This is a genomic window from Flagellimonas crocea (assembly GCF_033441595.1).
Classification (GTDB): domain Bacteria; phylum Bacteroidota; class Bacteroidia; order Flavobacteriales; family Flavobacteriaceae; genus Flagellimonas; species Flagellimonas crocea.
The window spans coordinates 125,515-149,219 of sequence record NZ_JAUZVX010000001.1; the positions used below are offsets into that span (position 1 = coordinate 125,515).

General features: G+C 43.2%; 26 protein-coding genes. 23 read left to right on the forward strand and 3 right to left on the reverse strand.

The features are described 5' to 3' along the window. Nucleotides 1–40 precede the first annotated feature (40 nt). Nucleotides 41–1,948 (forward strand): acetate--CoA ligase, encoded by a 1,908-nt coding sequence (acs, locus tag SD449_RS00495; RefSeq protein WP_318308149.1) that lies wholly within the window; start codon nt 41–43, stop codon nt 1,946–1,948. A gap of 33 nt (nt 1,949–1,981) precedes the next feature. On the opposite strand, the gene SD449_RS00500 is transcribed toward acs, so the two are convergent. The 3 genes from SD449_RS00500 to SD449_RS00510 all read right to left on the reverse strand — a co-directional run bounded on the left by SD449_RS00500 (nt 1,982) and on the right by SD449_RS00510 (nt 4,924). After that, nucleotides 1,982–2,635: a 3'-5' exonuclease gene (locus SD449_RS00500; RefSeq protein WP_318308151.1), complete on the reverse strand. Its 654-nt coding sequence runs from the start codon at nt 2,633–2,635 to the stop codon at nt 1,982–1,984. Continuing rightward, nucleotides 2,635–4,554, reverse strand: coding sequence for a DUF294 nucleotidyltransferase-like domain-containing protein (locus SD449_RS00505; RefSeq protein WP_318308153.1), 1,920 nt, complete (start codon nt 4,552–4,554; stop codon nt 2,635–2,637). The genes SD449_RS00500 and SD449_RS00505 overlap by 1 nt, the downstream gene beginning before the upstream one ends. A 181-nt stretch (nt 4,555–4,735) precedes the next feature. Then, nucleotides 4,736–4,924 (reverse strand): hypothetical protein, encoded by a 189-nt coding sequence (locus SD449_RS00510; RefSeq protein ID WP_318308155.1) that lies wholly within the window; start codon nt 4,922–4,924, stop codon nt 4,736–4,738. Between the two features lie 311 nt (nt 4,925–5,235). Between SD449_RS00510 and SD449_RS00515 the strand changes: the two genes are divergently transcribed. The 22 genes from SD449_RS00515 (at nt 5,236) to SD449_RS00620 (ending at nt 23,449) form a co-directional block, all read left to right on the forward strand. Further along, nucleotides 5,236–6,447, forward strand: a complete 1,212-nt coding sequence (locus SD449_RS00515) for a site-specific integrase (RefSeq protein WP_067035995.1) — start codon at nt 5,236–5,238, stop codon at nt 6,445–6,447. A gap of 88 nt (nt 6,448–6,535) precedes the next feature. After that, on the forward strand, nt 6,536–6,805 hold the full coding sequence (locus SD449_RS00520; protein WP_067035991.1) for a helix-turn-helix domain-containing protein: 270 nt from the start codon (nt 6,536–6,538) through the stop codon (nt 6,803–6,805). 2 nt (nt 6,806–6,807) lie between these two features. Then, the gene (locus SD449_RS00525) at nt 6,808–7,101 is read left to right on the forward strand and encodes a hypothetical protein (RefSeq protein ID WP_067035988.1); all 294 of its coding nucleotides are present in this window, start codon (nt 6,808–6,810) and stop codon (nt 7,099–7,101) included. 176 nt (nt 7,102–7,277) lie between these two features. Then, nucleotides 7,278–7,586, forward strand: coding sequence for a DUF6660 family protein (locus tag SD449_RS00530; protein WP_067035985.1), 309 nt, complete (start codon nt 7,278–7,280; stop codon nt 7,584–7,586). 117 nt (nt 7,587–7,703) lie between these two features. Continuing rightward, complete coding sequence (locus SD449_RS00535; RefSeq protein WP_067035983.1) at nt 7,704–12,113, forward strand: CusA/CzcA family heavy metal efflux RND transporter; 4,410 nt, start codon at nt 7,704–7,706, stop codon at nt 12,111–12,113. Between the two features lie 16 nt (nt 12,114–12,129). Then, the gene (locus tag SD449_RS00540; protein ID WP_067036003.1) at nt 12,130–13,389 is read left to right on the forward strand and encodes an efflux RND transporter periplasmic adaptor subunit; all 1,260 of its coding nucleotides are present in this window, start codon (nt 12,130–12,132) and stop codon (nt 13,387–13,389) included. Between the two features lie 115 nt (nt 13,390–13,504). Continuing rightward, nucleotides 13,505–13,843, forward strand: coding sequence for a P-II family nitrogen regulator (locus SD449_RS00545; protein ID WP_067036000.1), 339 nt, complete (start codon nt 13,505–13,507; stop codon nt 13,841–13,843). 11 nt (nt 13,844–13,854) lie between these two features. Beyond that, nucleotides 13,855–14,277: a Fur family transcriptional regulator gene (locus SD449_RS00550; protein WP_067035981.1), complete on the forward strand. Its 423-nt coding sequence runs from the start codon at nt 13,855–13,857 to the stop codon at nt 14,275–14,277. Between the two features lie 34 nt (nt 14,278–14,311). After that, entirely contained in the window at nt 14,312–14,683 is a 372-nt protein-coding gene (locus SD449_RS00555) for a SpoIIAA family protein (protein ID WP_067035978.1), read from the forward strand. Nucleotides 14,684–14,710: 27 nt separating this feature from the next. Further along, the gene (locus tag SD449_RS00560) at nt 14,711–14,929 is read left to right on the forward strand and encodes an SHOCT domain-containing protein (RefSeq protein ID WP_067035975.1); all 219 of its coding nucleotides are present in this window, start codon (nt 14,711–14,713) and stop codon (nt 14,927–14,929) included. Nucleotides 14,930–14,971: 42 nt separating this feature from the next. After that, nucleotides 14,972–15,742, forward strand: a complete 771-nt coding sequence (locus SD449_RS00565; protein WP_067035972.1) for an AlbA family DNA-binding domain-containing protein — start codon at nt 14,972–14,974, stop codon at nt 15,740–15,742. A gap of 90 nt (nt 15,743–15,832) precedes the next feature. After that, the gene (locus SD449_RS00570) at nt 15,833–16,189 is read left to right on the forward strand and encodes a SpoIIAA family protein (RefSeq protein ID WP_067035997.1); all 357 of its coding nucleotides are present in this window, start codon (nt 15,833–15,835) and stop codon (nt 16,187–16,189) included. A gap of 26 nt (nt 16,190–16,215) precedes the next feature. Next, entirely contained in the window at nt 16,216–18,204 is a 1,989-nt protein-coding gene (locus tag SD449_RS00575) for a heavy metal translocating P-type ATPase (protein ID WP_067035970.1), read from the forward strand. Between the two features lie 38 nt (nt 18,205–18,242). Next, complete coding sequence (locus SD449_RS00580) at nt 18,243–18,677, forward strand: Fur family transcriptional regulator (protein ID WP_067035967.1); 435 nt, start codon at nt 18,243–18,245, stop codon at nt 18,675–18,677. A 124-nt stretch (nt 18,678–18,801) separates the two neighbouring features. After that, a complete protein-coding gene (locus tag SD449_RS00585; protein WP_258537667.1) occupies nt 18,802–18,930 on the forward strand; it encodes a hypothetical protein in 129 nt (42 codons plus the stop codon). A gap of 34 nt (nt 18,931–18,964) precedes the next feature. Beyond that, a complete protein-coding gene (locus SD449_RS00590) occupies nt 18,965–19,177 on the forward strand; it encodes a hypothetical protein (protein WP_229702480.1) in 213 nt (70 codons plus the stop codon). Between the two features lie 43 nt (nt 19,178–19,220). Next, entirely contained in the window at nt 19,221–20,021 is an 801-nt protein-coding gene (locus SD449_RS00595; RefSeq protein WP_067036940.1) for a cation transporter, read from the forward strand. Nucleotides 20,022–20,057: 36 nt separating this feature from the next. Then, on the forward strand, nt 20,058–20,969 hold the full coding sequence (locus SD449_RS00600) for a cation diffusion facilitator family transporter (protein WP_083158134.1): 912 nt from the start codon (nt 20,058–20,060) through the stop codon (nt 20,967–20,969). Next, entirely contained in the window at nt 20,966–21,970 is a 1,005-nt protein-coding gene (locus tag SD449_RS00605; protein WP_067036935.1) for a sodium:calcium antiporter, read from the forward strand. Before SD449_RS00600 ends, SD449_RS00605 begins: the two co-directional genes overlap by 4 nt. Continuing rightward, entirely contained in the window at nt 21,967–22,140 is a 174-nt protein-coding gene (locus tag SD449_RS00610; RefSeq protein WP_166247885.1) for a hypothetical protein, read from the forward strand. The genes SD449_RS00605 and SD449_RS00610 overlap by 4 nt, the downstream gene beginning before the upstream one ends. A gap of 14 nt (nt 22,141–22,154) precedes the next feature. Continuing rightward, the gene (locus tag SD449_RS00615; protein WP_162987829.1) at nt 22,155–22,331 is read left to right on the forward strand and encodes a hypothetical protein; all 177 of its coding nucleotides are present in this window, start codon (nt 22,155–22,157) and stop codon (nt 22,329–22,331) included. A 275-nt stretch (nt 22,332–22,606) separates the two neighbouring features. Beyond that, entirely contained in the window at nt 22,607–23,449 is an 843-nt protein-coding gene (locus SD449_RS00620) for a universal stress protein (RefSeq protein ID WP_067036932.1), read from the forward strand. Nucleotides 23,450–23,705 lie beyond the last annotated feature (256 nt).

Below are 23,705 nucleotides of genomic sequence, written 5' to 3' on the forward strand. Positions count from 1 at the left end.
TTTCCTTAATTTTAAGGCAGCATAAAATTTAATAAACATAATGAGTAACTACCACATCAAACACTTGGAGGAATATTTTCAGGTGTATCGAAAATCCGTAAGAAACCCCGAAGGATTTTGGGAAGAAGTAGCCGAAGAACATTTTCAATGGCGAAAAAAATGGGATACCGTTTTGGAATGGGACTTTACCAAGCCTGAAATTACTTGGTTCAAAGGTGCCAAATTAAACATAACCGAAAACTGTATCGACCGCCACCTTCGTATTCGTGGTGATAAAACGGCAATACTTTTTGAACCCAACGACCCTAATGAAGAAGCAGAGCATATTACATACCATCAATTACATGAGCGTGTCTGTAAATATGCCAATGTATTAAAAGAGCAAGGGGTAGAGAAAGGGGATAGAGTAGTGATCTATTTGCCAATGATTCCTGATTTGGCTATCTCTCTTTTGGCCTGTGCTCGTATTGGGGCCATTCATTCTGTAGTTTTTGCAGGGTTTTCATCAACCGCATTGGCAACCAGAATCAATGATTGTGGCGCTAAAATGGTACTTACTTCAGATGGTTCTTACCGAGGAAAAAAGGTTATTGATCTTAAAGCAATCGTGGACGAAGCTTTGGAAAGTTGTCCTGATGTGAAAACTGTGTTGGTTTCTAAACGAACCGGAGGGGAAGTAAACATAAAAGACGGTAGGGATGTTTGGGTTCAACCCTTATTGGATAAAGCATATTCCGATTGCGACCCGGAAATAATGGATGCCGAGGATCCCTTGTTTATTCTATACACTTCAGGCTCTACTGGTCGGCCCAAGGGAATGGTCCACACTACCGGGGGCTACATGGTATATACAGCGTATACCTTTAAAAATGTATTCCAGTACCGTGAAGAGGATGTGTATTGGTGTACCGCAGATATTGGCTGGATTACTGGGCATTCCTATATCGTTTACGGACCATTGGCCAATGGAGCAACCACGGTAATGTTCGAAGGTGTTCCGTCTTACCCGGACTTTGGACGCTTTTGGGATGTGGTACAAAAGCACAAGGTCAACCAGTTTTACACCGCCCCAACAGCTATTAGGGCATTGGCCAAGGAGAACTTGGATTTTGTGACCAAATACGACCTTTCCAGCTTAAAAGTATTGGGTACGGTAGGAGAACCAATCAACGAGGAAGCATGGCATTGGTATAACGACCACGTAGGGGAGAAGAAATGCCCGATTGTGGATACCTGGTGGCAAACAGAAACGGGCGGAATCCTGATTTCACCCATTCCATTTTCCACACCTACAAAACCAACCTACGCCACATTGCCCATGCCGGGAATACAGCCGGCCCTTATGGACGAAAATGGACAGGAAATCAAGGGGAACCAAGTGGACGGACGATTATGTATCAAGTTTCCATGGCCTTCCATAGCAAGAACCATTTGGGGCAATCATCAACGGTATAAGGATACTTATTTCTCCGCTTTTGAAGGCAAATATTTCACAGGTGATGGAGCTCTTAGGGATGAGGTCGGTTATTACCGAATTACGGGAAGGGTAGATGATGTGATCATTGTATCCGGTCATAATTTAGGTACGGCACCGATTGAAGATGCAATCAATGAACATCCGGCCGTGGCAGAATCTGCCATTGTTGGTTTCCCACACGATATCAAAGGAAATGCGTTGTACGGTTATATCATTCTGAAAGAAACAGGGGAAGATCGTAATCGTGATAACCTCAAAAAGGAAATCAATCAATTGATTACCGAACATATTGGACCCATTGCCAAGCTGGATAAAATCCAGTTTGTGGAAGGATTGCCAAAAACACGAAGCGGTAAGATTATGAGACGTATCCTAAGAAAGATAGCCTCAAAGGACACCAGCAATCTGGGAGACACTTCAACCTTGCTGAATCCGGAGATAGTGGAATCCATTATGAAGGAAAGTATTTAACTGTATAGATTCTTTAAAATATCAAGGGCCTCTTTATGATCTTAGGAGGTCCTTTAGTTTTTTTGGTTTTAGCTTTTCAATAGTGCGTAAAAATGCAATGGCCGTGATAAAGGCATCACCTAAAGCCGTGTGTCTATCCTTTCTGGAAATACTGAATTTTTTTGCCAAATCATCTAGAGAATACCTTTCCTTTTTTTTGACCACAGTGGAAATCAATAGGGTGCGAATATAAAGTGATTCTGTGTCCAACGTCTTGTTTTTGAGTTTGGGCAAACCATTTCTTTTCAATGCTGCGTTGATCATATTGATGTCGAACATTACATGATGACCGACCAATACATGGTTTTTGGCGTATACCAAAAATTGTTTTAAAGCTTCTAGTTCGGAAATACTTCCTTTTCTGCTCTTTTTTAAGATGCCATGTATTTCAGCACTTTCGGAATCGTAGTGTTCCTGTTGAATGTACACCTCAAAACTGTCCTTGACCACAATATTGTTGTTTTTGAGCTTCAGGGCACCGATACAGAGCATTCGGTCCTTGGTCAAACTAAAACCAGTGGTCTCAGTATCCAACACCACAAAAATGTTTTCGTGGATATCCTCTGGAAGATTTTCATTGAAATATGCTTCGTACTCCCACCAAAAATCGGGCAGTTCCAACGGTTTCTTTTTGGAGAACGGCCACATCAACGCAACATGGTTTTAACCTGGAACCTTACCTCGATCAATGATTGTATCTCTTTGATGGTCTTAAAGGTTCTCTTCAATTTTATTTTTTCTTCCTTGTTCAATTGGTCCAAAGCGATGTACCTGCCCGAATCGTTGTGCAAAAGGCCCTGTCTGGTCCGGAACTTGAGCAACGCCTTGCTGGCATAGGAGCATGCCAAGAACAATTCCTTGTTGTTCGGTTCCAGTTCGGCCAATTTCTCGTAACGCTCAGCCGTATTGTTGATGGACTTGATGGAGTGCGATAGGATCAGTACCCGTGCGGCATCTATAATAGGCATAAGGGCCCGTAATTTCAAATCAAAGAAATCCTTGTGCTCACCATCCTGCTCCACTAGAAAATCTCGAAAAAACCCTGAGGGCGATGGATTTTGCAGAGCACCACTTGCCAAATGGGTGAAGAATAGGGGGTAACCCTGTACATTATCAAAAATGCTTTGCGACAGTTCATTGGCCAAAGCCTTATCTCCGTAGGTCACGTTATAATCAAAAAAGATGGAGGACAACAGGATTTCATCCGGCCCGGGATTGTGTATCCAATGCGTGGTTACCTTTTTCCATTCCTCCAGACTATGGCACCACGAAGGATTTGAGGCCATCATGTCTGCAGGACAATATTCAAACCCAATTGTGTTGAGCATTTTGGAGATGCGTTCGCCTAGCTTTAAAAAGTAGCTTCTGGTTTCCTCTAATCTATCTTCGGGTACATCCTCAAAAATAATGGCATTGTCCTGATCGGTATTCAACAATTGTTCTCCCCGGCCCTGACTTCCCATACTCAACCACGTGAATTTTACGGGAGGCTCTCCATCCATTTTGGACAAAGCAATTTGAACAGCTTGTTTTATTGAGGCGTCGTTCAGTTCCGAGATTATCTTGGATACCAATCCCAAAGGGATGTTCTGGTCCAAGTATCCCTGCAATAGATTCATGATGCCATGTCGGATTCCCCGTAATCTTTTGGCATTCGTGGCTCTTTTGATGGCCCGCAACAGTACGGCCGGATTGTTTCCAACAGCGACCATAATATCGTGTTTGGACAATATCCCTACGGATTTGGTATCGGTGGTACCATCCTCGGTAAGCACCAAGTGGCTGATATCGCTTTTCATCATTGCCATTTGGGATTGCGCCAATGTTAGGCCCTTGGGATATGTGATGATTGGTGATGACATAATGGATTTGGCGAATGCGGTGATGGGAAACAGTCCTGTGGCCACCTTTTTTCGTAAATCTTTATCGGTAATGATCCCTACGGGAAGATTGTCCTTTTCGACCAAAATACAGCTTACATTGTGCTTGGTCATTTTATTTGCGATGGTCTTTACCTTTGTTCCTTCTTTGCAGGTGATGAGGTCCGTGGAATATTTTATGGGCCGTAGATCTAATATTTTATCCGAAGAGTACTGATTTGAATCGGTACCTGCCCCGTATAGTTTCCCCCGATGTTTAATGGAGTAGGGGTTGCCCGTATTGGAAGCAAAGCTTTCTATCAAAAAATTACCAATGCGTTTGTTTTCTAGGGCCAAGGGTTTAAAATCCTTGATGGGAATAGCGTAAAGTATGGTTTCTTCATAAGCTTTGGCCTCCAACTTATAGCTTTCGTTGGCCAAAAGCGGCCGCAATCCAAAAACATCGCCCTCATCACAGATATCCAAGATTTGACTTGAACCTGATTTGGACAGTGCCACGGCACCTTTGTTCACCACATAAAAATTGTCGTGCGGGCTTTCACCTTGGGAGAAAACCACAGTGTTTGTCTCCTTGTGGATAATGGTAACCTCAATGGACAACTGCTCCAGCTGTTTGGGTTCCATGGCATTGAAAGGGGGATAGTTTTTAAGAAAGTCGGCAATACGTTCGGATATGGTGTTCTTCATGGCTTTCTAAATGTAAGCGTAAATCCCAATAGTTTCACCTTATTGCATAAAACGACCATATAAAGCGGCATTGCTCAAATCCGTTCACTTTCTATCACTTGCTTTATTGTAGGCCCTGATCATAAGTACAGCCCAGATAGCGACCAAAACAATGACCACGATGGAAAACCACAATACAATATCATTTGCTGTCATTTTCCACAAGCTTTAGGTAAATCATAAGACCTAGTAGCGTAGGTGCCCAAAGTCCTACAAATAGTCCATGGTCGGGGTCGCCATTAAGAAATAAATATTCTGCCACTAGAATGATCAATGCACATAAGATCAGCATCAATAAATTGGCGGCTCCTAATTTTTTAAGGTAATTCATTCGAAGGTTGGTTTAAAACCTTGAAGTTAGGAAAAAAAATACGGATAAAACAAAAAAGCCATCCAACTAAACTTTAGTTAAATGGCTTTGTTTTAGTAGCGAGAGGGGGACTTGAACCCCCGGCCTCCGGGTTATGAATCCTGAGTCTTTTGAATCCATTTGGGCTTATTTGATTTGATAATCAATTGTTTATAAGATATTTAAGGATGTTCAATTTTTATTCAAAGCCATAAAAATTCATATTAAAACATGATTTGTTGTACATATGTTGTACATAGATTTCGTATCTTTATAAGGCAAAAAATAACACTATGGCGACTGTAAAGATAGTATTACGCAAGAATTATCAGAAGAAGGACGGGACTTTCCCAATTGCCCTACGAATAACAAAAGATAGAAAGTCCAAGTTCCTTTTTACAGGTGAGTACATTCTTGAAAAGGATTGGGACCAAACAAAGGGGTTGGCTAAAAAAAGTCATCCTAATTCTTCACGCCTTAATAACATGCTTTTGAAAAAGATTACTGAAGCGCATGACATGGCTTTGGAAATTGAATCAAGCGAAAAAAAGCAATCTGTAGCTACAATCACTAAAAAGATTGTGGGAGAGGATAAATATGATTTTTTCAAAGTAAGTGAGGTTTTTTTGGCGAATCTCCTAAAAAGAAAAAAGTTCAATCAACAATACAATCAAGAAAAGAGGTTGGAGATTTTTAAAACTTATTTAGGGCGAAAAGAGCTTTCCTTTACCGATTTGGACGTCACCTTATTGAAAAGGTTCGAGGCATATCTTCTTTATGAACGAAAAGTCGCTCCAAGAACGGCGATAAACTATTTAATGCTTATCCGCACCATTTATAATTTTGCCCGAAAGGAATATCATGTTGATGATAGGAACTACCCATTTGGAAAAGGTAAAATACAGATTAAGTTTCCTGAAAGCGAAAAAATCGGATTGAACAAGGAAGAGGTTCAATTACTTGAAACCGCAGACAATTTGACAAAAGCACAGCTTCATGCGGTGTACGTATGGCTAACGAGCTTTTACTTTGCGGGTGTTCGGGTTGCTGATGTCATAAAACTAAAATGGTCCGACTTTAAAGATAATCGCTTATATTATCGTATGGGGAAGAACAGGAAACTTGTCTCATTGGTCGTTCCCGATAAGACCAAAGAAATTCTTAAGTATTTTGAGGCTCAAAAGAGGGGGAAGGATGATTTGGTTTTTCCTTTTTTAAAAGGCACCAATTTGAAAGATGACAAAAGAGTAGCAACTAGGGTTAAAACCGTAACCCGAAATTTAAACCGGCGATTGCAAATCGTTGGAGAAAAACTGGGTATTGAGAAAAAACTATCTATGCATATAGCCCGTCATAGCTTTGGAAACATTTCTGGCGATAAAATACCTATTCAAATGCTTCAAAAACTGTATCGTCATTCTTCGATTACAACAACGGTTAACTATCAATCGAATTTCATGCACAAAGAAACCGATGATGCCTTAGAAAAGGTAGTAAACTTTTAAGAACATCCAGTAGTTCGGGTATTTTGTCGAAAGATTTGAATACAATTGGATTATTAGGGTACCTTGTACTTTTCTATAATTGTATTCGATGCAAGTAGTTTGCCTACAAGAAGAAGCTTTCTATGCCTTGTTTGACAAGGTAGTGGAATATTTAGAGCAAAAAAGAGCTGATAAGCCAGAAAAATGGATTGACGGCGAGGAAGCAATGTTTCATCTCAAAATAAAATCCACCACCACTTTGCAAAAACTGCGGGACGAGGGTAAAATCAGGTTTTCCCAACCTCAAAAGAAAGTAATTCTGTACGATCGGGATTCTATTAATGAATATATCGAGGCACACGTTCGTGAAACTTTTTAGCCATGGAAGAAAATATAAAAATTGATGAGGAGTATAAAAAGGCATTCAATCTTGGATATGAATTGGCGAAAGAGTTGAATCTAAAAACTCCGATGTTCAAAAGTGTCGTGCCGACCGACGATCACATGAATGCTGTGCAAGCAGGAATGATGCAATACAGTAACGAACTAAATAAAAATCTACATAAAGGAAATGTCCAACATCAGGAATCAAATGTAAAACCACAAAATATTGCCAGTGTTCAATCAAACAAGAATAATAAGGATATGGGAAAAGGATTGGACTTTTCCAATTGAGAAGACCATTGCTCAATACCCTTTATCCTGAATTGAAAAATGATGAATCCGTATGGTAGTTGGAATTGGTAAAAAGGTTATTTCTTAAGTTTTGACGCAAAAGCGTAGACTACCAATTCTTCAGTCTTTCCAGTTTTTGCATAGGCGTTGCATCGATTTTTTTATATTTTTGTACCGTGAAATTTTTAACAATCATATTGTCCTTTTACTTTTTGGCGCTCAATGTAGTGCCCTGTGGCGATTCGGGCAAAGCTAAAGATGACGCCCAGGTCGTTTCGGTAATGGACTATGATGGCAATCACGACCAAGATTGTGAGCTGTGTTCACCATTCTGCCAGTGCCATTGTTGCCACGTGCATACAATTGATTTTGATATAGCCGAATTTCAACCGCTTCAATCCGTGATTTCTCAAGAAAACTTTGCCCATTTTGATAGCCTTGGCAAAGATTTTGCCCTTTCCCTTTACCAACCCCCTCAAGTATAATTCAGTTTTTTTAAGGATAGCTCTATCCTATCGTGATGCTTTCAACGTAAGCATCACATTCTAAATGCATTGCATCTCATTGCATTGCGATGTTTAAACTGAATTAATACTTTTTCTATGATTAACAAAATCATTTCATTTTCCATAAACAACAAATTTATAATCGGTTTGTTTATGGTTGCCCTAATAGGCACCGGAATATGGTCTATGGCCACTATAAATCTGGGTTCTGTACCTGATATTACCAACAACCAAGTACAGGTTATTACCGTTGCCCCAAATTTAGGTACTGAAGATATTGAGCAATTCGTGACCTATCCCGTAGAATTGGCAATGGCAAACCTTCCTGACGTTATCGAGCTGCGTTCGGTATCCCGTTTTGGATTGTCAGTTGTTACCATTGTCTTTAAGGATGAAGCAGGTACCTATCTGCCCCGGCAATTGGTGCAGGAGAAATTAGCTGAAGTTGCTGAAGAAATTCCCGAAGGTTTTGGTACACCATTTATGGCACCCATAACTACAGGTTTGGGAGAAATCTTTCAATATACCTTAAAAGTCGAGGAGGGCTACGAAGACAAATACGATGCTATGGAGCTTCGTACCATTCAGGACTGGCTGGTAAAAAGGCAAATGGCCCTAGTGCCCGGCGTAGTGGAAGTAAACGCGTTTGGTGGGTATGTCAAACAGTATGAAGTTGCCCTAAATCCCGATAAGCTAAAGAGCTTTGGCATCACGATGGGCCAGGTATTCGAGGCACTTCAAAAAAATAATGCAAATACCGGAGGTGCCTATATTGAAAAAAATCATCAAGCCAATTTTATTCGGGGCGAAGGACTCGCAAGAAGTCTTGAAGACCTAAAAAATACCGTGGTCACGACTCAAAACGGGACCCCCATACTGGTAAGCGATGTTGCAGAAAAAGTAGGCTATGGCAACCAGGTGCGCTATGGCGCCTTTACACAGGACGGGCACGAAAGCGTGGGCGGGCAGATTTTGATGCTCAAGGGCGAGAGCCCGAGCAATGTCATCGAAAATGTGGAAGGGCGAATCGCTGAAATACAAAAATCACTTCCCGAAGGCGTTACTATAGAACCTTTTCTTTCACGAAGTGAACTTATAGCGCGAACTACCAGTACCGTAAAGAAGAACCTCGTGGAAGGCGCGTTGATCGTGATTTTTGTACTTGTCCTGCTATTGGGTAGTTTTCGTGGGGGCCTTATTACGGCATCGGTCATCCCGCTTTCATTGTTGTTTGCATTCATATTGATGAGGCAGTTCGGCGTTTGGGCAAATCTGATGAGCCTTGGTGCCATCGACTTCGGTATCATTGTAGACGGGGCCGTCATCATTGTGGAAGGTATGGTGCACCATATACAGATGCGGCTGAAAAAATCCAAGGCCGTATTTACGCAAGTAGAGATGGACGAACTGGCCTATGAATCGGGCAGTACAATGATGAACTCGGCCTTTTTCGGTCAATTGATTATCCTGATTGTTTTTACCCCTATCCTCTTCCTTACTGGAATAGAAGGCAAAATGTTCCGTCCAATGGCCTTCACCTTCGGTTTTGCCGTTTTGGGGGCAATTATATTGTGCCTCACCTACGTGCCGATGATTTCCGCCCTGTTCCTACGTCCCGCCAAAAACCCAGACCACTGGTTCGCCAAGTTTGAACATAAGATTGAAGGTTTCAGCGATAAAATTATGGCAACCTTGCACAAGGGGTATCAACCGCTGTTGAATTTTGCTCTACGGTTCAAGGCTGGTGTAGTGTTGGGCGCCGTCGCCCTATTTGCCATTGCGGTATTTATATTCAGTGGTATGGGGGGTGAGTTTATTCCTAAACTCGATGAGGGCGATATAGCGATGCAGGCCCTTATAAAACCTGGAAGCAGCCTAACGGAATCCATTGAAGCTTCCAAAAAACTACAAAACCTGGTAAATGAATTTCCAGAGGTCAAGACAATGATTTCAAGGATTGGAGTTGCCGAAATCCCTACGGATCCGATGCCAATGGATATCGCCGATAGCTATGTTATCCTAGAAAAGGATAAAAGTAAATGGACGAGTGCCGATAGTAAAGAAGAATTGATAGAAAAGATAAAGGAGAAAATATCGGTCATCCCGGGGGTGAACTTCGTGTTCACCCAACCGGTCGAGCTGCGGTTCAACGAGTTGCTAACCGGAGTAAGGGAAGATGTAGCCATAAAACTCTATGGAGAAGATTTGGACATTCTGGCTGAAAAAGCCAACGAAATGGCATCCATAATTCAGACCGTGCCGGGTGCCGGTGATGTAAGGGCAGAGGCCACTAGCGGTTTGCCTCAAATGACCGTTGTCTATAATCGTGCGAAAATGGCACAGTACGGAGTTACAATTGAAAAGCTCAATGATTACGTGAGCGCGGCCTTTGCCGGTGAAGCGGCCAGTGTCATCTTTGAAGGGGAAAAACGGTTTGAAGTGGTAATACGATTGGCGGAAGCCTATCGTAAGAACATTGACAATCTTAAAAACCTGTACATCGATTTACCCAATGGCAACCAAGTTCCATTAAAAGAGGTTGCGGATATTAGTTATAAACCGGGGCCGATGCAGATATCGCGTGATAATACCTATAGAAGGATTTATGTTGGTGTAAACGTTAGGGGCAGGGACGTTAAGTCAATGGTCGAGGAAATACAGGCAAAACTTGATGAACAACTGGAACTGCCTCCTGGGTACTATATTACCTATGGTGGTTCATTTGAGAATTTACAGCGTGCAACAGACCGTCTTATGGTGGTGGTACCCATTGCCCTGGTATTGATTTTTATCCTACTGTACTTTGCCTTGAAATCATTTTCACAATCGGTGATGATATATATGGCAGTACCGTTGGCAGCTATTGGTGGGGTCTTTGCCCTTTGGTTACGTGGTATGCCCTTCAGTATCTCGGCCGGAGTGGGATTCATCGTACTCTTTGGCGTGGCCGTCCTCAATGGACTAGTGCTCATCAACAAATTCAACGATTTAAAAGAAGAAGGAATGACAAATATCAAAAAACGCATCGAAGAGGCCACCCACGAGAGATTGAGGCCAATATTGCTTACGGCTACGGCAGCCATTATGGGTTTTGTGCCAATGGCGGTCTCCACGTCGGGGGGTGCTGAAGTACAAAGACCGTTGGCCACTGTGGTAATTGGCGGTTTGATTACGGCCACCTTGTTGACACTTGTGGTGGTGCCCGTCCTCTACAACTGGCTCGAGAGCAGAAAGCAGCGCAAACAATCCGACAACGGAGATACCGGATATGTAAAGAACAGTCTGCCTATGCTCGGGATTCTACTTGCCGTAAGTGGTTTTTTGTCATCGGGTACGGTGGTTGCCCAAGAACCTGATCCTGTCCAGACCCTTACCCTGCAACAGGCCGTTGACAAAGCCAGGGAGTATTACCCAACCTTAAAACAGGGCGAGGCCTTCATTGCACGGGAGAAGGCCTTAAGGGGCACAAGCTTCGATTTGGGGAACACCCAAGTATTTACCGGTAAGGAAGAAACGGGCAGCGGTGTGCCCGGCGTTCAGACCGTGATTGGTGTTCAACAGGGAAATATCGATCTACTGTCGGGCTTTTCCAAATCCAAGTTTTTCAAGGAAAGGGTAGCCTTGGGAGAAAAACTGTATGAGCTCAGCGAACAGCAATTGGTACGCAATGTGATGCTGGCCTACAACCAGATACAGTACAATACCGCCCAGCTGCGCTTTGCCGAGCGCCTTGACAGCGTCTATACAGACTTTGAATCGGCCGCAAAGCTGCGGTACGATACCGGTGAGACGGGAAAATTGGAATACATTGCGGCCTCTTCGGAATACCAGCAGATACAGGTACTCAGGCAACAGGCCTACGATGATATCGAGATTGCCAAAAGGCAGCTGAAGCAATATCTGGGCATTAATGACCCCATCGACATAGCTGACGAACCTTTTACCGCTTGGGCGGAAAGGTTTCTGGATTCACCCTCGGAGAATATAAATAAGAACCCTTTGTTACAGTTTGCCGAACAGAATGTGGCCGTAAGCGAAGCCAATGTAGAGGTAGAGAGATCACAGTTCCTGCCCAAGTTCAACCTAACCTATGGAAGGCAAACAGTTGACGACGTTTCAGGCTTTAACACCTATCAAGTGGGAATAAGTATTCCCCTGTGGTTCTTACCGCAAAAGAACAGGGTGAAAGCGGCAAAGGCCGATGCGATTTTGGCCGAGAGCCAATACCTTGAACAGAAGGCGATGACCGAAAGCACGTTGGCCCAATTGGTTAAGGCTCTGGAAAAAACCCAAAAAAGTCTTGAGTATTACGAAAAAGGGGCACTGCGGTTGGCCGATGAACAAATTGCCACGGCAGAACTGGCATCCCGGGAAGGCGAGATAGACTATGTAAACTATATCACTATCCTTAATAGTGCCATACGCATAAAACAGAACCACTTACAATTTATAAATCAGTATAACCAGCAGGCCATTGAAATTCAATATCAACTGGGCAACCTATAATTTAAAAGAAAAAGAAATGAAAAATATAGCAATTACATTGACATCAATCCTGGCCTTGACAGCGTTCCTTGTTTCCTGCAACGGTAGGCAAAAGGGAGAATTAGGCCATGATGAGGGCAAAGCGACCACTAAAGAGACGTTACAGGAAGGGGAAGAAGGGCATGGTAATGAGGCCCATGCAGAAGAGGGCGGCCATGAGGAAGAAGAAGGTTCCGTTGAAATTACCCAACAGCAGGCGGAAACCATCGGCCTCGAAATGAAACCTTTGGAAGAACGTAGCCTGGGCAACAACATCAAGGTAACGGGCAGACTCGAACTTTTCCCACAGGACAGGGCCAATATAAGCCCCTTTGTGGGCGGCAATATAAGCTCGGTACTTGTTATAGAGGGTGATAAGGTGCGCAAGGGACAGGTTCTCGCCTATTTGGAACACCCCGATATCATAACGATGCAACAGGAATTTCAGGAGAAAAATGACGAACTGGTCTTTTTGGATCAGGACTACGAACGAAAAAAAACCCTCTATGACAAAGGGGTCTCATCCGGCAAGGAATTTCAGATGGCACAATCCAAATATCGTTCCACGACCTCTTCGGTCAATGCAATGCGGGCAAAACTACGGCTATTGGGCTTTAATGTTGACGAAATCGCCAATGGTAAAATATATCAGGGTGTACCCGTTATAAGTCCCATTAGCGGTTTTGTCGATGAGGTGTTGATAAGCCTTGGCGATTATGTGGCACCACAATCCAAGATGTTTGCCGTAAGCGACAATTCTAAGATACACGTGGATCTAAAGGTATATGAAAAGGACATCCCGAGGGTCAAAGAAGGGCAAAAGATTTTTTTCAGTGTTGCCTCGAGACCAGACGAGCTGCTTACCGCTGAGGTACATTCCATAGGCAAGACCTTCGAGGAAGATCCCAAGGCCGTGCATATCCACGCCCATATAGAAAATCCCGAAAGGGATTTATTGCCTGGTATGTATGTAGAGGGCAGGATTGTACAGGATGAAAAAAACACTCTGGCAGTACCCGAGGAAGCGGTCATCAAAGAGGGTGAAAAGTCGTTCATTTTTGTACTTGACGATGGCGATGCCCAGGAAGAAGGCAAGCTCAAATTTAAAATGGTGCAGGTATCGGTAGGGGTTATCGATTTGGGCTTTGTTTCCATAAATCCCATGGAACCCCTTCAATATGGTTCAAAAGTGGTTATCAATGGGGCCTATACCCTTTCTTCAGAAATGGTGAAAGGCGAATTGGAGCACGGACATTAATTCTCTAAAAAATCAAGGATTTTGATTCCGGGTTTGTTTATCATCTTAATTAGTTAGTTAAAAATTAGAAAACATGCCCGGTTCAAAATCGATTAAAAATTTAAACATTTTAAAAATGAAAGAAATAAAAGCATTTGTTAAACCGAACAGGATACAAAGGGTCATCGAAGCCCTTAGCGATAACGGTTTTAAAAGTATGACGCTTTCACAGGCGGAGGGTACCGGGGCGTTCAAAGCAAAAGGAGCAAGACCCTCCCTTGATTTTAATATAACCGATAGCCCGGTGGTAAAAGTGGAGTTGGTATGTCAAAATGAGGAGGCGCAATCAGCCATAGATATCATATTAGAAAATGGTAAAACGCCCGAACCTGGGGATGGAATCATTTATCTATCCTATATTGAGGATGCCTTTCAGATCAAAACAGGAAAATCCCTTAAACGCTACGATCTTTAACCCCTTTTAAAATGGAAAGAATTGTCAAAAAACTGGAAAGCAAGGGAATACGGCCCACACCGATGCGACTGTTGACCTATAAAAAGTTACTGCAAAGCGAGGTAGCCATCAGTTTGGGAGAGCTAGAGAATTTTTTCGAGAAATCGGAAAGGAGCACCCTTTTCCGGACGATGAAAACATTTGAGGAAAAAAATATTGTACATCAGATAGCGGACGGTACAGGGATTATGAAATATGCACTCTGTGAGGAAAACTGTGGATGTGAGGTGGGCAGCGACCTGCACCTACATTTTCACTGCACCCAGTGTAACGAGACCGTTTGTTTGACCGATCGTAAAATCCCACAGGTAAACCTGCCTCAAGGATATATGGCAGACGATATCAATCTGGTCGTAACGGGAGTATGCAATAAATGCAGTGGCAATTTGGAGTAGCCTTAAAGGCCAATAACATCAAAAGAATACGACGATGATAGCAATCTATAAAAAAGACCAAATCATATATACCATCGCAGATCAAGAAATGGATGCCGATGATGGGGCGACCTTGGTCAAGGCCCTGAATGAACATTTGAAAAGCAATGAACAAGCCGCTTGGTATATGGAAATGGAGCCTCGCAAAAAAGGAGTGAAGAAAAGCAGCGGTGAGAGGTTGGATTTTTCCTTTCCCGAAGAAACACGGCTTAAGAAAATAGCCTTGGTGGGCGAAAAAACTTGGCAAGAACGGTTTACCGAATCGCTATTGCCGTTTAGCGAAGCCCACATAAAATATTTCGGACCTGAAGATGGAAACATGGCCAACAACTGGCTCGAACAAACAAGCAATTTCAATAGTAACTGAAACATGAATCTTTAAATCTAGAAAATTATGATGGACGATTGGTATTTTGGGGGAATGCACTGGATATGGTGGGGGTTATGGATAATCCTCATCTTCTGGATATTTTTAATTCCCTACCCCACACCGGGACAGAAAAGAAAAAGGGACACCGCAATGGAAGCCCTGAGAGAGCGGTACGCCCGGGGCGAAATCGACGAAGAGGAATTTGAAAAACGAAAGACGTTCCTGTTAAAGAACAAAAAATAACAGTGTTTTGCTTTTGACCGAACGACCATAACACCGTTATCTATGCAAAGAAGAAAAATAGGGATATGGCTTTTGGCAGGCTTTGCCTTTGGGGTATTTATACTGCAACCCTTGGGCCTATCCCTTTTTCTCTTTGACCGGTCGGGCGATTCCGGTCACTGGTCAAGCTTTTTTCTTGAAGCCTTCAAAACCGTATGGAACGTTGTCGATGTTGACCAAATTCTTAGAAACCTGTTGTTCGGGACAATGGGAAGCAGCCTTGCCCTGATGGTCTTTTTCAGAAAAAAGATTTTTCAACTGAACAGGCAACGGATGGACAGGCAAACCGTTCTCGAACTCATAAACAAGGGAGAGAGCAGCCGGGTGGAATTCAAGTCAAGCTTGCGATGGGATGTACGGCAGGGCAAGGTAAACAAACAACTTGAGCTTATCATTGCAAAGACCATTGCCGGGTTTATGAACACCGAGGGGGGCAAGTTGCTCATGGGTGTCGATGACGGGGGAACCATTCTGGGCCTGCAACAGGATTTCGATACGCTTAAAAAGCCGGACAGCGATGGCTTTGAGCAGTATTTGATGCAATTGATCGCTCAAAAACTGGGAACCCATCTTTGTACGCTAGTGAACGTAGCATTTTTTGGGTTTGGTCAAAAGCAAGTGTGCTGTATCGAGATTTTACCAGCCCAAATGCCGGTATATGTGAACCTTGAGGGACGGTCACGGTTTTATATACGCACGGGCAATGCCACGCGCGAACTAGATTTGCCCGAAGCCCTGGTGTATATAGGTAAGGAAAAGGCACAGTGCAACTAGAAACAGGAGGTTATTGGGCCATGCAGGAAGGGTTATTGGCACTTCCGTTGCACGTTTGTTTTAATTAGATTGATTAAAAAATATACAAAAATGGTACAGATAATAAACTTAGAACAGGAACATCTTATTGCCGCTAAAATCAGCGGGAAACTTACGGAAAAGGATATGGAAAAGATGCATCCGCTCATCCACAACATCATAGAAAAAGGCCATAAAGTGGATTTCTATATTGAAATGGAAGATTTTGAAGGCTATACCCTTAAAGGCTTTTGGGAAGACCTAAAAATTGATTCGGCACACTTGGGAGATTACGGCAAGATAGCCTTTGTGGGTAACAAAAAATGGCAGGAGTGGGTGGCTAAGGCAACTGATTTTTTCACTAGCTCGGAAGTTAAGTATTTCGATATTTCCGAGAAATCACAAGCCCAAAAGTGGATTAAATCTTAATTAACGATAACAAAACGATTAATAATATGAATGACAAGGAAAAACATAGTAATGACGATGGCCACAATCACGACCACGGTGGCATCTTCGGCAAAAACACCGAACTCTATTTTGCTATATTAAGTGGGGTCACACTAATAACAGGTTTCCTATTGGAGAAATTTACAGGGGTTTCAGAAAACATTCCTTTTGGACTCTATATTGCGGCCTACTTTTTTGGAGGTTATTTTACCCTGAAGGAAGCTATTAGCAAAGTGGCCAAGGGCGAATTTGAAATCGATTTCCTGATGCTGGTCGCGGCTGCGGGGGCGGCCTATCTGGGCGAATGGGCAGAAGGTGCCTTGTTGCTTTTCCTTTTTAGTCTGGGTCACGCATTGGAAAACTATGCAATGGGCAAGGCAAAAAAGTCCATTGCGGCACTGACCGACCTCGCCCCAAAAACAGCCCTTCTCAAGAAAGATGACGATACCGTTGAAGTGGGTATTGAAGAACTACAGGTGGGCGACATCATCGTGGTGCGCCCCAACAGCAAGATATCCGCCGATGGTGTAATTGTAAAAGGTAACAGTAGTGTTGACCAGGCACCCATTACCGGGGAAAGCGTTCCGGTGGACAAAACACCAATAGAAAATCCGGACAAAGAGTATACCTCAAAAAGCAATATTCCCAATGAGAACCGTGTATTTTCAGGAACCATCAATGGCAACAATACCCTTGAAATAAAGGTAATCAAAGAGGCAAAAGATTCTACCCTCAACCGCTTGGTCACTATGGTTCAGGAGGCTCAAGACCAGAAATCGCCCACCCAGTTGTTGACCGACAAGTTTGAGCGGTACTATGTGCCAGCGGTCATTATACTGGTCGTTGCACTGAATTTTGCTTTTTTGGTCATCGATGAACCGTGGAGCGAAAGCCTATACCGTTCCTTGGCGGTATTGGTAGCTGCAAGTCCGTGCGCGCTCGCCATTTCGACGCCATCTGCTGTATTGAGTGGTGTGGCAAGGGCTGCGCGTGGCGGGGTCTTGATAAAAGGCGGTCGCCCATTGGAAGATTTAGGGGTGCTTACCGCATTGGCCTTTGACAAGACAGGAACGCTTACCGAAGGAAAACCAAAGCTTACCGACGTCGAAAGTTTTGGCAGTATAGATAAAAAGGAACTGTTGGAAATCGCGATTGCGGTTGAGGAACTGAGCGACCACCCCCTGGCAAAGGCAGTTGTACGGGACGGAATGGAACGGCTCGGGAAGGACACAAAGATTCCGGATGCCGATGATTTGGAGGCCGTACAGGGCAAGGGCATAAAGGCAAACTATCAAGGGAATTCCATTTACATTGGTAACCTGGAACTCTTCGAGGATATTGATAAGGGCGTACCCGACGATGTATCAGAAAAGGTAAGAGCGCTTGAAGGGGAAGGAAAGACCACGATGCTAATAAAAAGGGGCAATGAATTTATAGGGATGCTGGGGCTGATGGACACCCCACGGGAAAAAGCCAAGGAAACCCTTGCCCAACTAAAGGAAATAGGCATCAAGAAAATGATAATGCTTACGGGCGACAACCAGAAAGTGGCAGATGCCGTAGCCGAGGAAATTGGGTTGACCGAAGCTCGCGGAAGTCTGCTTCCCGAAGAAAAAGTGGAGGCCATCAAAAAACTTGCGGAACAGGAAAATAAACTGGCAATGATAGGTGATGGGGTCAATGATGCCCCTGCTATGGCAAACAGTACCGTTGGTATTGCAATGGGTGCGGCGGGAAGCGACGTGGCTTTAGAAACCGCAGATATAGCACTAATGGCAGACAAACTGGAAACCTTGCCTTTTGCCATCGGTTTAAGCAGAAAAGCGAAGGCGATAATCAAGCAAAACTTATGGGTTAGCTTGGGGGTTGTTGCCCTTTTAATTCCTGCGACAATTATGAGTTGGGCAAGTATAGGGATAGCCGTGGCCATTCACGAGGGCTCTACGTTGGTAGTGGTGGTCAATGCATTGCGTTTGCTCGCCTACAAAAAATAAATTCAATAAAGGAGATTGCCTTTGAATCAAGGTTAAAAATGAACAAAACGGAAAAAATATTGTCGAATTACGGTATTCGCCCTACTCAAATGAGGTCCAAGATATACAGGTATCTGAGAAGGAAGCAAAGTGCCGTGTCCTTTTCCGACTTGAAAAAGGTCTTTGCTGAAAAGAGCGAAACCAATAAGACAGCAAACAGAACGACCTTTTATCGCAACCTTAAGATTTTTGAGGATAAAGGACTTATTCATCAGATAAATGATGGAACCGGAGTGGCAAAATTTGCGATTTCCGGTGAAAATGCAAAAGGTGAATACGGTTCAGATTTACATCTGCACTTTCATTGTACCGAATGTAAGAAAACAATCTGTTTGCCAAATAAAATACCGGAAGAAAGTTTACCAGCTGATTATAAAATAAACGATGTCAACCTGGTATTAAAAGGAATATGCGTGAAATGTAAGAAAAAATAACAGGTGGGAGTTCCAGAACTTTGAACCCTTGCGCCCAAGAGTCAAGTTCAAGGTTCTTCCACCTTATTTAACCAAAAAAATACAACTATAGAAAAATATGATATAACAATTATTGGTTTGTGTTTTGGCGATAATGGAATTCAGGGCAGCGGCAGAGGATATCGCACGGATGCCCCATTGGCATCCCACATTTTCAGAAACCTTTAAGGAAGCCTTTCTGGCCGCTACCGAAGATAGGGCATTGCATATATAAATATTGGGGCAAGTAATACCATATAAAATATAAGATGATGAAGAAAATTCAAAAGCTAACCCAGGAAATCAACGAATTGACAGTAAGGATTGAACACGAATATCCCGAACTCTATCGGTATTTGGATGAGAACCCCATAACGATTCCCGTAGATGATGAAGCAAAACCGACCATTAAATCGTTCGCTGATTATTTGGAGAGCTTAAAATCGATTTTGGAAAAATATATGGAATCCCATAATAAGTAAAGAGTGAAAAGACCAAACGTAGAATTTAATACAGATTATTTAAATGTCCACCATAAACAAAACCACTTTTAAGGTAAGTCAAATGGATTGCCCTTCAGAAGAACAGATGATAAGGATGAAACTGGAGTCAAACCCTCAAATCAAATATCTGGACTTTGACATTCCGAATAGAAAGTTGGATGTGTACCATCAGGGGAATGCCCAAGAAATAAACGTGGAATTGGGTGCATTAAAGCTGGGGGAAAAACTTTTGGGAACAGAAAAGGCGGAAACACCTATTGCCGAAGACGAGACCAAACAAAAGAAGATACTCTGGTGGGTCTTGTACATCAATTTTGGGTTTTTCGTTATCGAAATGACCACGGGTTGGATTTCTTCCTCGATGGGCCTTATTGCGGATTCACTAGATATGCTAGCCGATTCCATTGTGTACGCGTTGAGCCTTTTTGCCGTAGGCGGCGCTATTTCCAGAAAAAAGAAAGTGGCGAAGTTCAGTGGCTATTTTCAAATGGCCTTGGCCCTGCTGGGATTTTCGGAAGTCCTGAGAAGGTTTTTGAGCAGTAGTGAAACCCCTTTGTTCCAATGGATGATAATCGTTTCCATTTTCGCCCTTATCGGCAACCTCGTTTCCCTATGGCTGATAAACAAGGCCAAAAGCAAGGAAGCGCATATGCAGGCAAGTGCCATCTTTACCTCAAACGACATTATTGTGAACGGCGGGGTAATACTGGCAGGGGTGCTGGTTTATTTTTTAGACAGTAAATGGCCCGATTTGGTCATAGGCGGTATTGTATTTGCCTTTGTGATGCGAGGAGCCATTAGAATTTTAAAATTGTCCAAATAACGTATTGGGAAGAAAAGAAATAGCAAAAGAAAGATTTTGGAAAGGAATCCAAATGCCATATCCCGAATAGGACTCAAAACTACCCTCGTAGGTATTTTGATCAGTGCATTATTGGCATTGATCAAAGGTTTGGGCGGGGTGTTCGGGCATTCTTATGCCCTTATTGCCGATGCGATCGAATCCGGGGCGGATGTGCTGACATCCGCACTATTATGGGCCGGGTTGAAATGGTCGTCAAGGCCACCGGATGAAAACCATCCCTACGGACACGGTAAGATAGAGGCCCTGGTGGCGGTGGGTATTGCTATAGCCCTAACCATTGCAGGTGGTATAATCATAAGGGACAGCATCGACCATATTCTGGTACCCCACAAAACTCCTGCACCCTTCACACTCTTCATACTGGTATTTGTTGTCCTCACGAAAGAGGCGTTGTATCGTTATGTCATGAAAACAGGTGATGAAATCAATAGTTCGGCCGTCAAGGCCGATGCATTTCACCATAGGAGTGATGCCATTACGTCGATAGCCGCTTTTATAGGTATTTCCATAGCATTGATCGGTGGCGAAGGGTTTGAGATAGCGGATGATTTCGCGGCACTCATTGCAGCGGGCATTATTCTGTTCAATGCCTATAAAATAGCTAGGTCATCGGTAAGGGAGTTGCTGGACGAAGCTGTTGAGCCCGAATTTCGAAATGAGGTTATCCGACAGGCCGAAGCCGTTCCTGAAGTGGTAAGGGTAGAGCGCTGCCATTCCCGAAAGATGGGAACGGCCTTTCATATCGATATGCATATTTGGATCGATGGGGAATTAACTGTGACCGAGGGCCATGATATTGCACACAAAGTAAAGGAGAGATTGTTCAGGTCATATTCCGAGATACTTGACGTGCACATCCATATCGAACCTAGCAAAGAGAGAAATGTTAAAATGACAGAATTATGAACAGTTGGCTATGGGTACTCGTTTTGGGCCTAGCGGCCTGGGCAGCACACTGGGGTGCGGATCGATTGTTGACCCCTTTAAAGTTGCTCCGCAAGCAATGGGGCCTTACCGCTTCCGCTGGAGCCGCTTTTCTTGCCTTTGTAACGGCAAGCCCTGAAGTTGCCATAAATATTACCAGTGCAGCTCGGGGAGTCTCCAATATTGGCCTGGGAAATTTGTTGGGTTCCAATATTATTTCCATTCCCTTAATGGTGACCATAGCTTATTTTGCTTCCCGGAAACAGTTCAAGAACAACAAGGAACATCAAGAGCATCTTGATAAAAACGTTCTGGCATTGAACAAACGTTCGGTTTCCGTACTGTCCCTTCCATACTTGGGCATTATCGCCCTTGTGGCCATTTTGACCTTGCCAAAGCCCTGGCGCGGGCTACAACCAATAGACGGGTGGATTATGCTGGTCGCTTATGCTGCCTTTTTGACTCACGCAATCATAAAAGGCAAGGAAAAGGGCAAAAAAGTAGAATGGAACAAAAAACAGGTCTGGTTATCGATTGCCGGGGCCTTGGCCATAGCAGTCGGAGCATTTTTCATAGTGAAGGCGACCGAAAATATTGTTTCTGCCCTAAATATTTCTGAAATCGTGGGAGGCCTTTTCATCACGGGCATAATGACCACCGCACCGGAAATATTCAAGACCTGGAGCGTGGTAAAAGGGGGAGAGGTGACTGCGGGTACCACCAGTGTTATAGCGGACAATGCCGTAACGATGACGGTGGCATTTTTTCCGCTGGCGTTGGTAACCACCCCCATTGAGGATTTTGAACTGTTCTGGGTCAACCTGGCCTTTGTCGGGCTTATGCCGCTGCTTTACACACTATTTGTGCATCAAAGCAAGGAACTGCACGGTTTCTCTCGTTGGCAAATTTTTGTGTTTGATGCTGCCTATGTCGCCTATTTACTGGTCATGGTTTTTTTCGTGTTGAAACTTTTTGATAGATGAAAAAGGAACTTTTTAAAGATTGCTCGATGAGGCTCAATATGCTGGATGAAAACATCCACAAATTGGCCGTAAAGTATGCTGAAGAATACTATATAACAAACCAATGCTCCAAGGAGGAAGCCCTTGAACGCGGTATTGTAAAAGCAGAGATGGAAGGGCGAAAGCTCTAAAAAAAGTATAGAATATGGACTGGACATTTGAAGATTTCAAAACAAAGCTTGATGGCCTACAGCCGTCAGTTCGGAAGAAGGCCCTCAAAATTGCGCAAGAATTGGTAAAGGAGAATGGGTATTCTCGTGAGAAGGCCATTACGGAGGGAATCAAACGTGCAGAAGAATGGTTTTATGACCTTAGGGGATAGCATTGGTGCGTTAATTTAAGTAAAGCACAGTACATTATGTCACGGGAAAGGAGAAAGCGGAGACTAGAGGAAAAAAAGGGTAATTCAATAAACAAAAAAGTGAGAACCAGAAAGGAGAAAGCGTATTGCCTGTTGGTTTTTGTGGCAATGTTCCTTGCGGTGCTGACAATTGCCTTTCTAGATGCAATTCTATATGGTTTTTACCTGCTTTTCAATTGAATAATTAAACCTAAAAAGAAAGATTAATGAAGTCAAATCAATAAAAACAAAATGATATGAAAGATGACGGAATTTTAATACCTGTAGATTTCACAGAGGTTTCAGAAAATGCGGTGAGCTATGCTATTGGGCTAGCACAAAAATTGAAATCAAAACTGGTTTTTGTCCACGCCTATTCAGTGGCATATCCATCCGGTACGCCCATCGGGATGGCAACTATGGCACACAATGTAACAGATACCACAGCATCACAAGAAAAAATCAATAAAGAAAAATTGGATAAGTTTCTAAGAGGCTTTCCTGAACTGGACAAGTTGGAATTTCAAGCAATGATCGGTTTCGGGGCAACGGTCGATGTGATTTCTGGCCTAGCTAAGGAAATAAATACCAGTCTTGTCGTTATGGGTACCAAGGGTACGGCTTCGGGATTTGATGAAATTTTTATTGGAACCGTTACCGAAAAGGTGACACAAAAGGCACCTTGTCCAGTACTGGCCGTACCTGAAGATGCCAGCTATACTGCATATAAGCGTATCGGGGTCGCAGTGGATACGGATAGTATGGATAATAGAATAGATTTTGAAATGTTGTCCAAATTATTGGAAAACTATAATGCACAATTGCACTTTGTACATATAGCGGACAAACAGGAAAGGGTGCCGGAGAAAGCATTTATTCGTGAAAGATTTGGCAAACTTCTTGTACCTAATCAATGGTCTTTTACAGTTATCGAGGAAGGCAAACCCGAAGAGGGTATCGATGAATTTTTGACTGAAACCCCAATAGACCTATTGGTTTTGCTTTACAGGGAACACGGATTTTTTGAGGCAGTTTTCAAAAAGGGGCTAAGAAAAAAAATGCTGTATGCCTCCAAGGCCCCATTGCTGATAGTTAAGTAGCCCTTCTACTTATGTGCTCTAGTAAATATTAGTTTTCGCTTACTACGCGAAATTATCGTGCTCATTCTGGAAGCTAGTGGACTTGCCACAATGTGGGAGGCCGTATTTGCCGATGTGGGAGTAGCGTTATTGGCAATATTCAATGCGGTTCGATTGCAGAAGATGAAGTGGACTTAGGAATAGTAAGTATCGAAATATAAATTTTCATTCTGACCAACGCACAATTTCCCACAGTACGGGATTTGCATAATTAAAT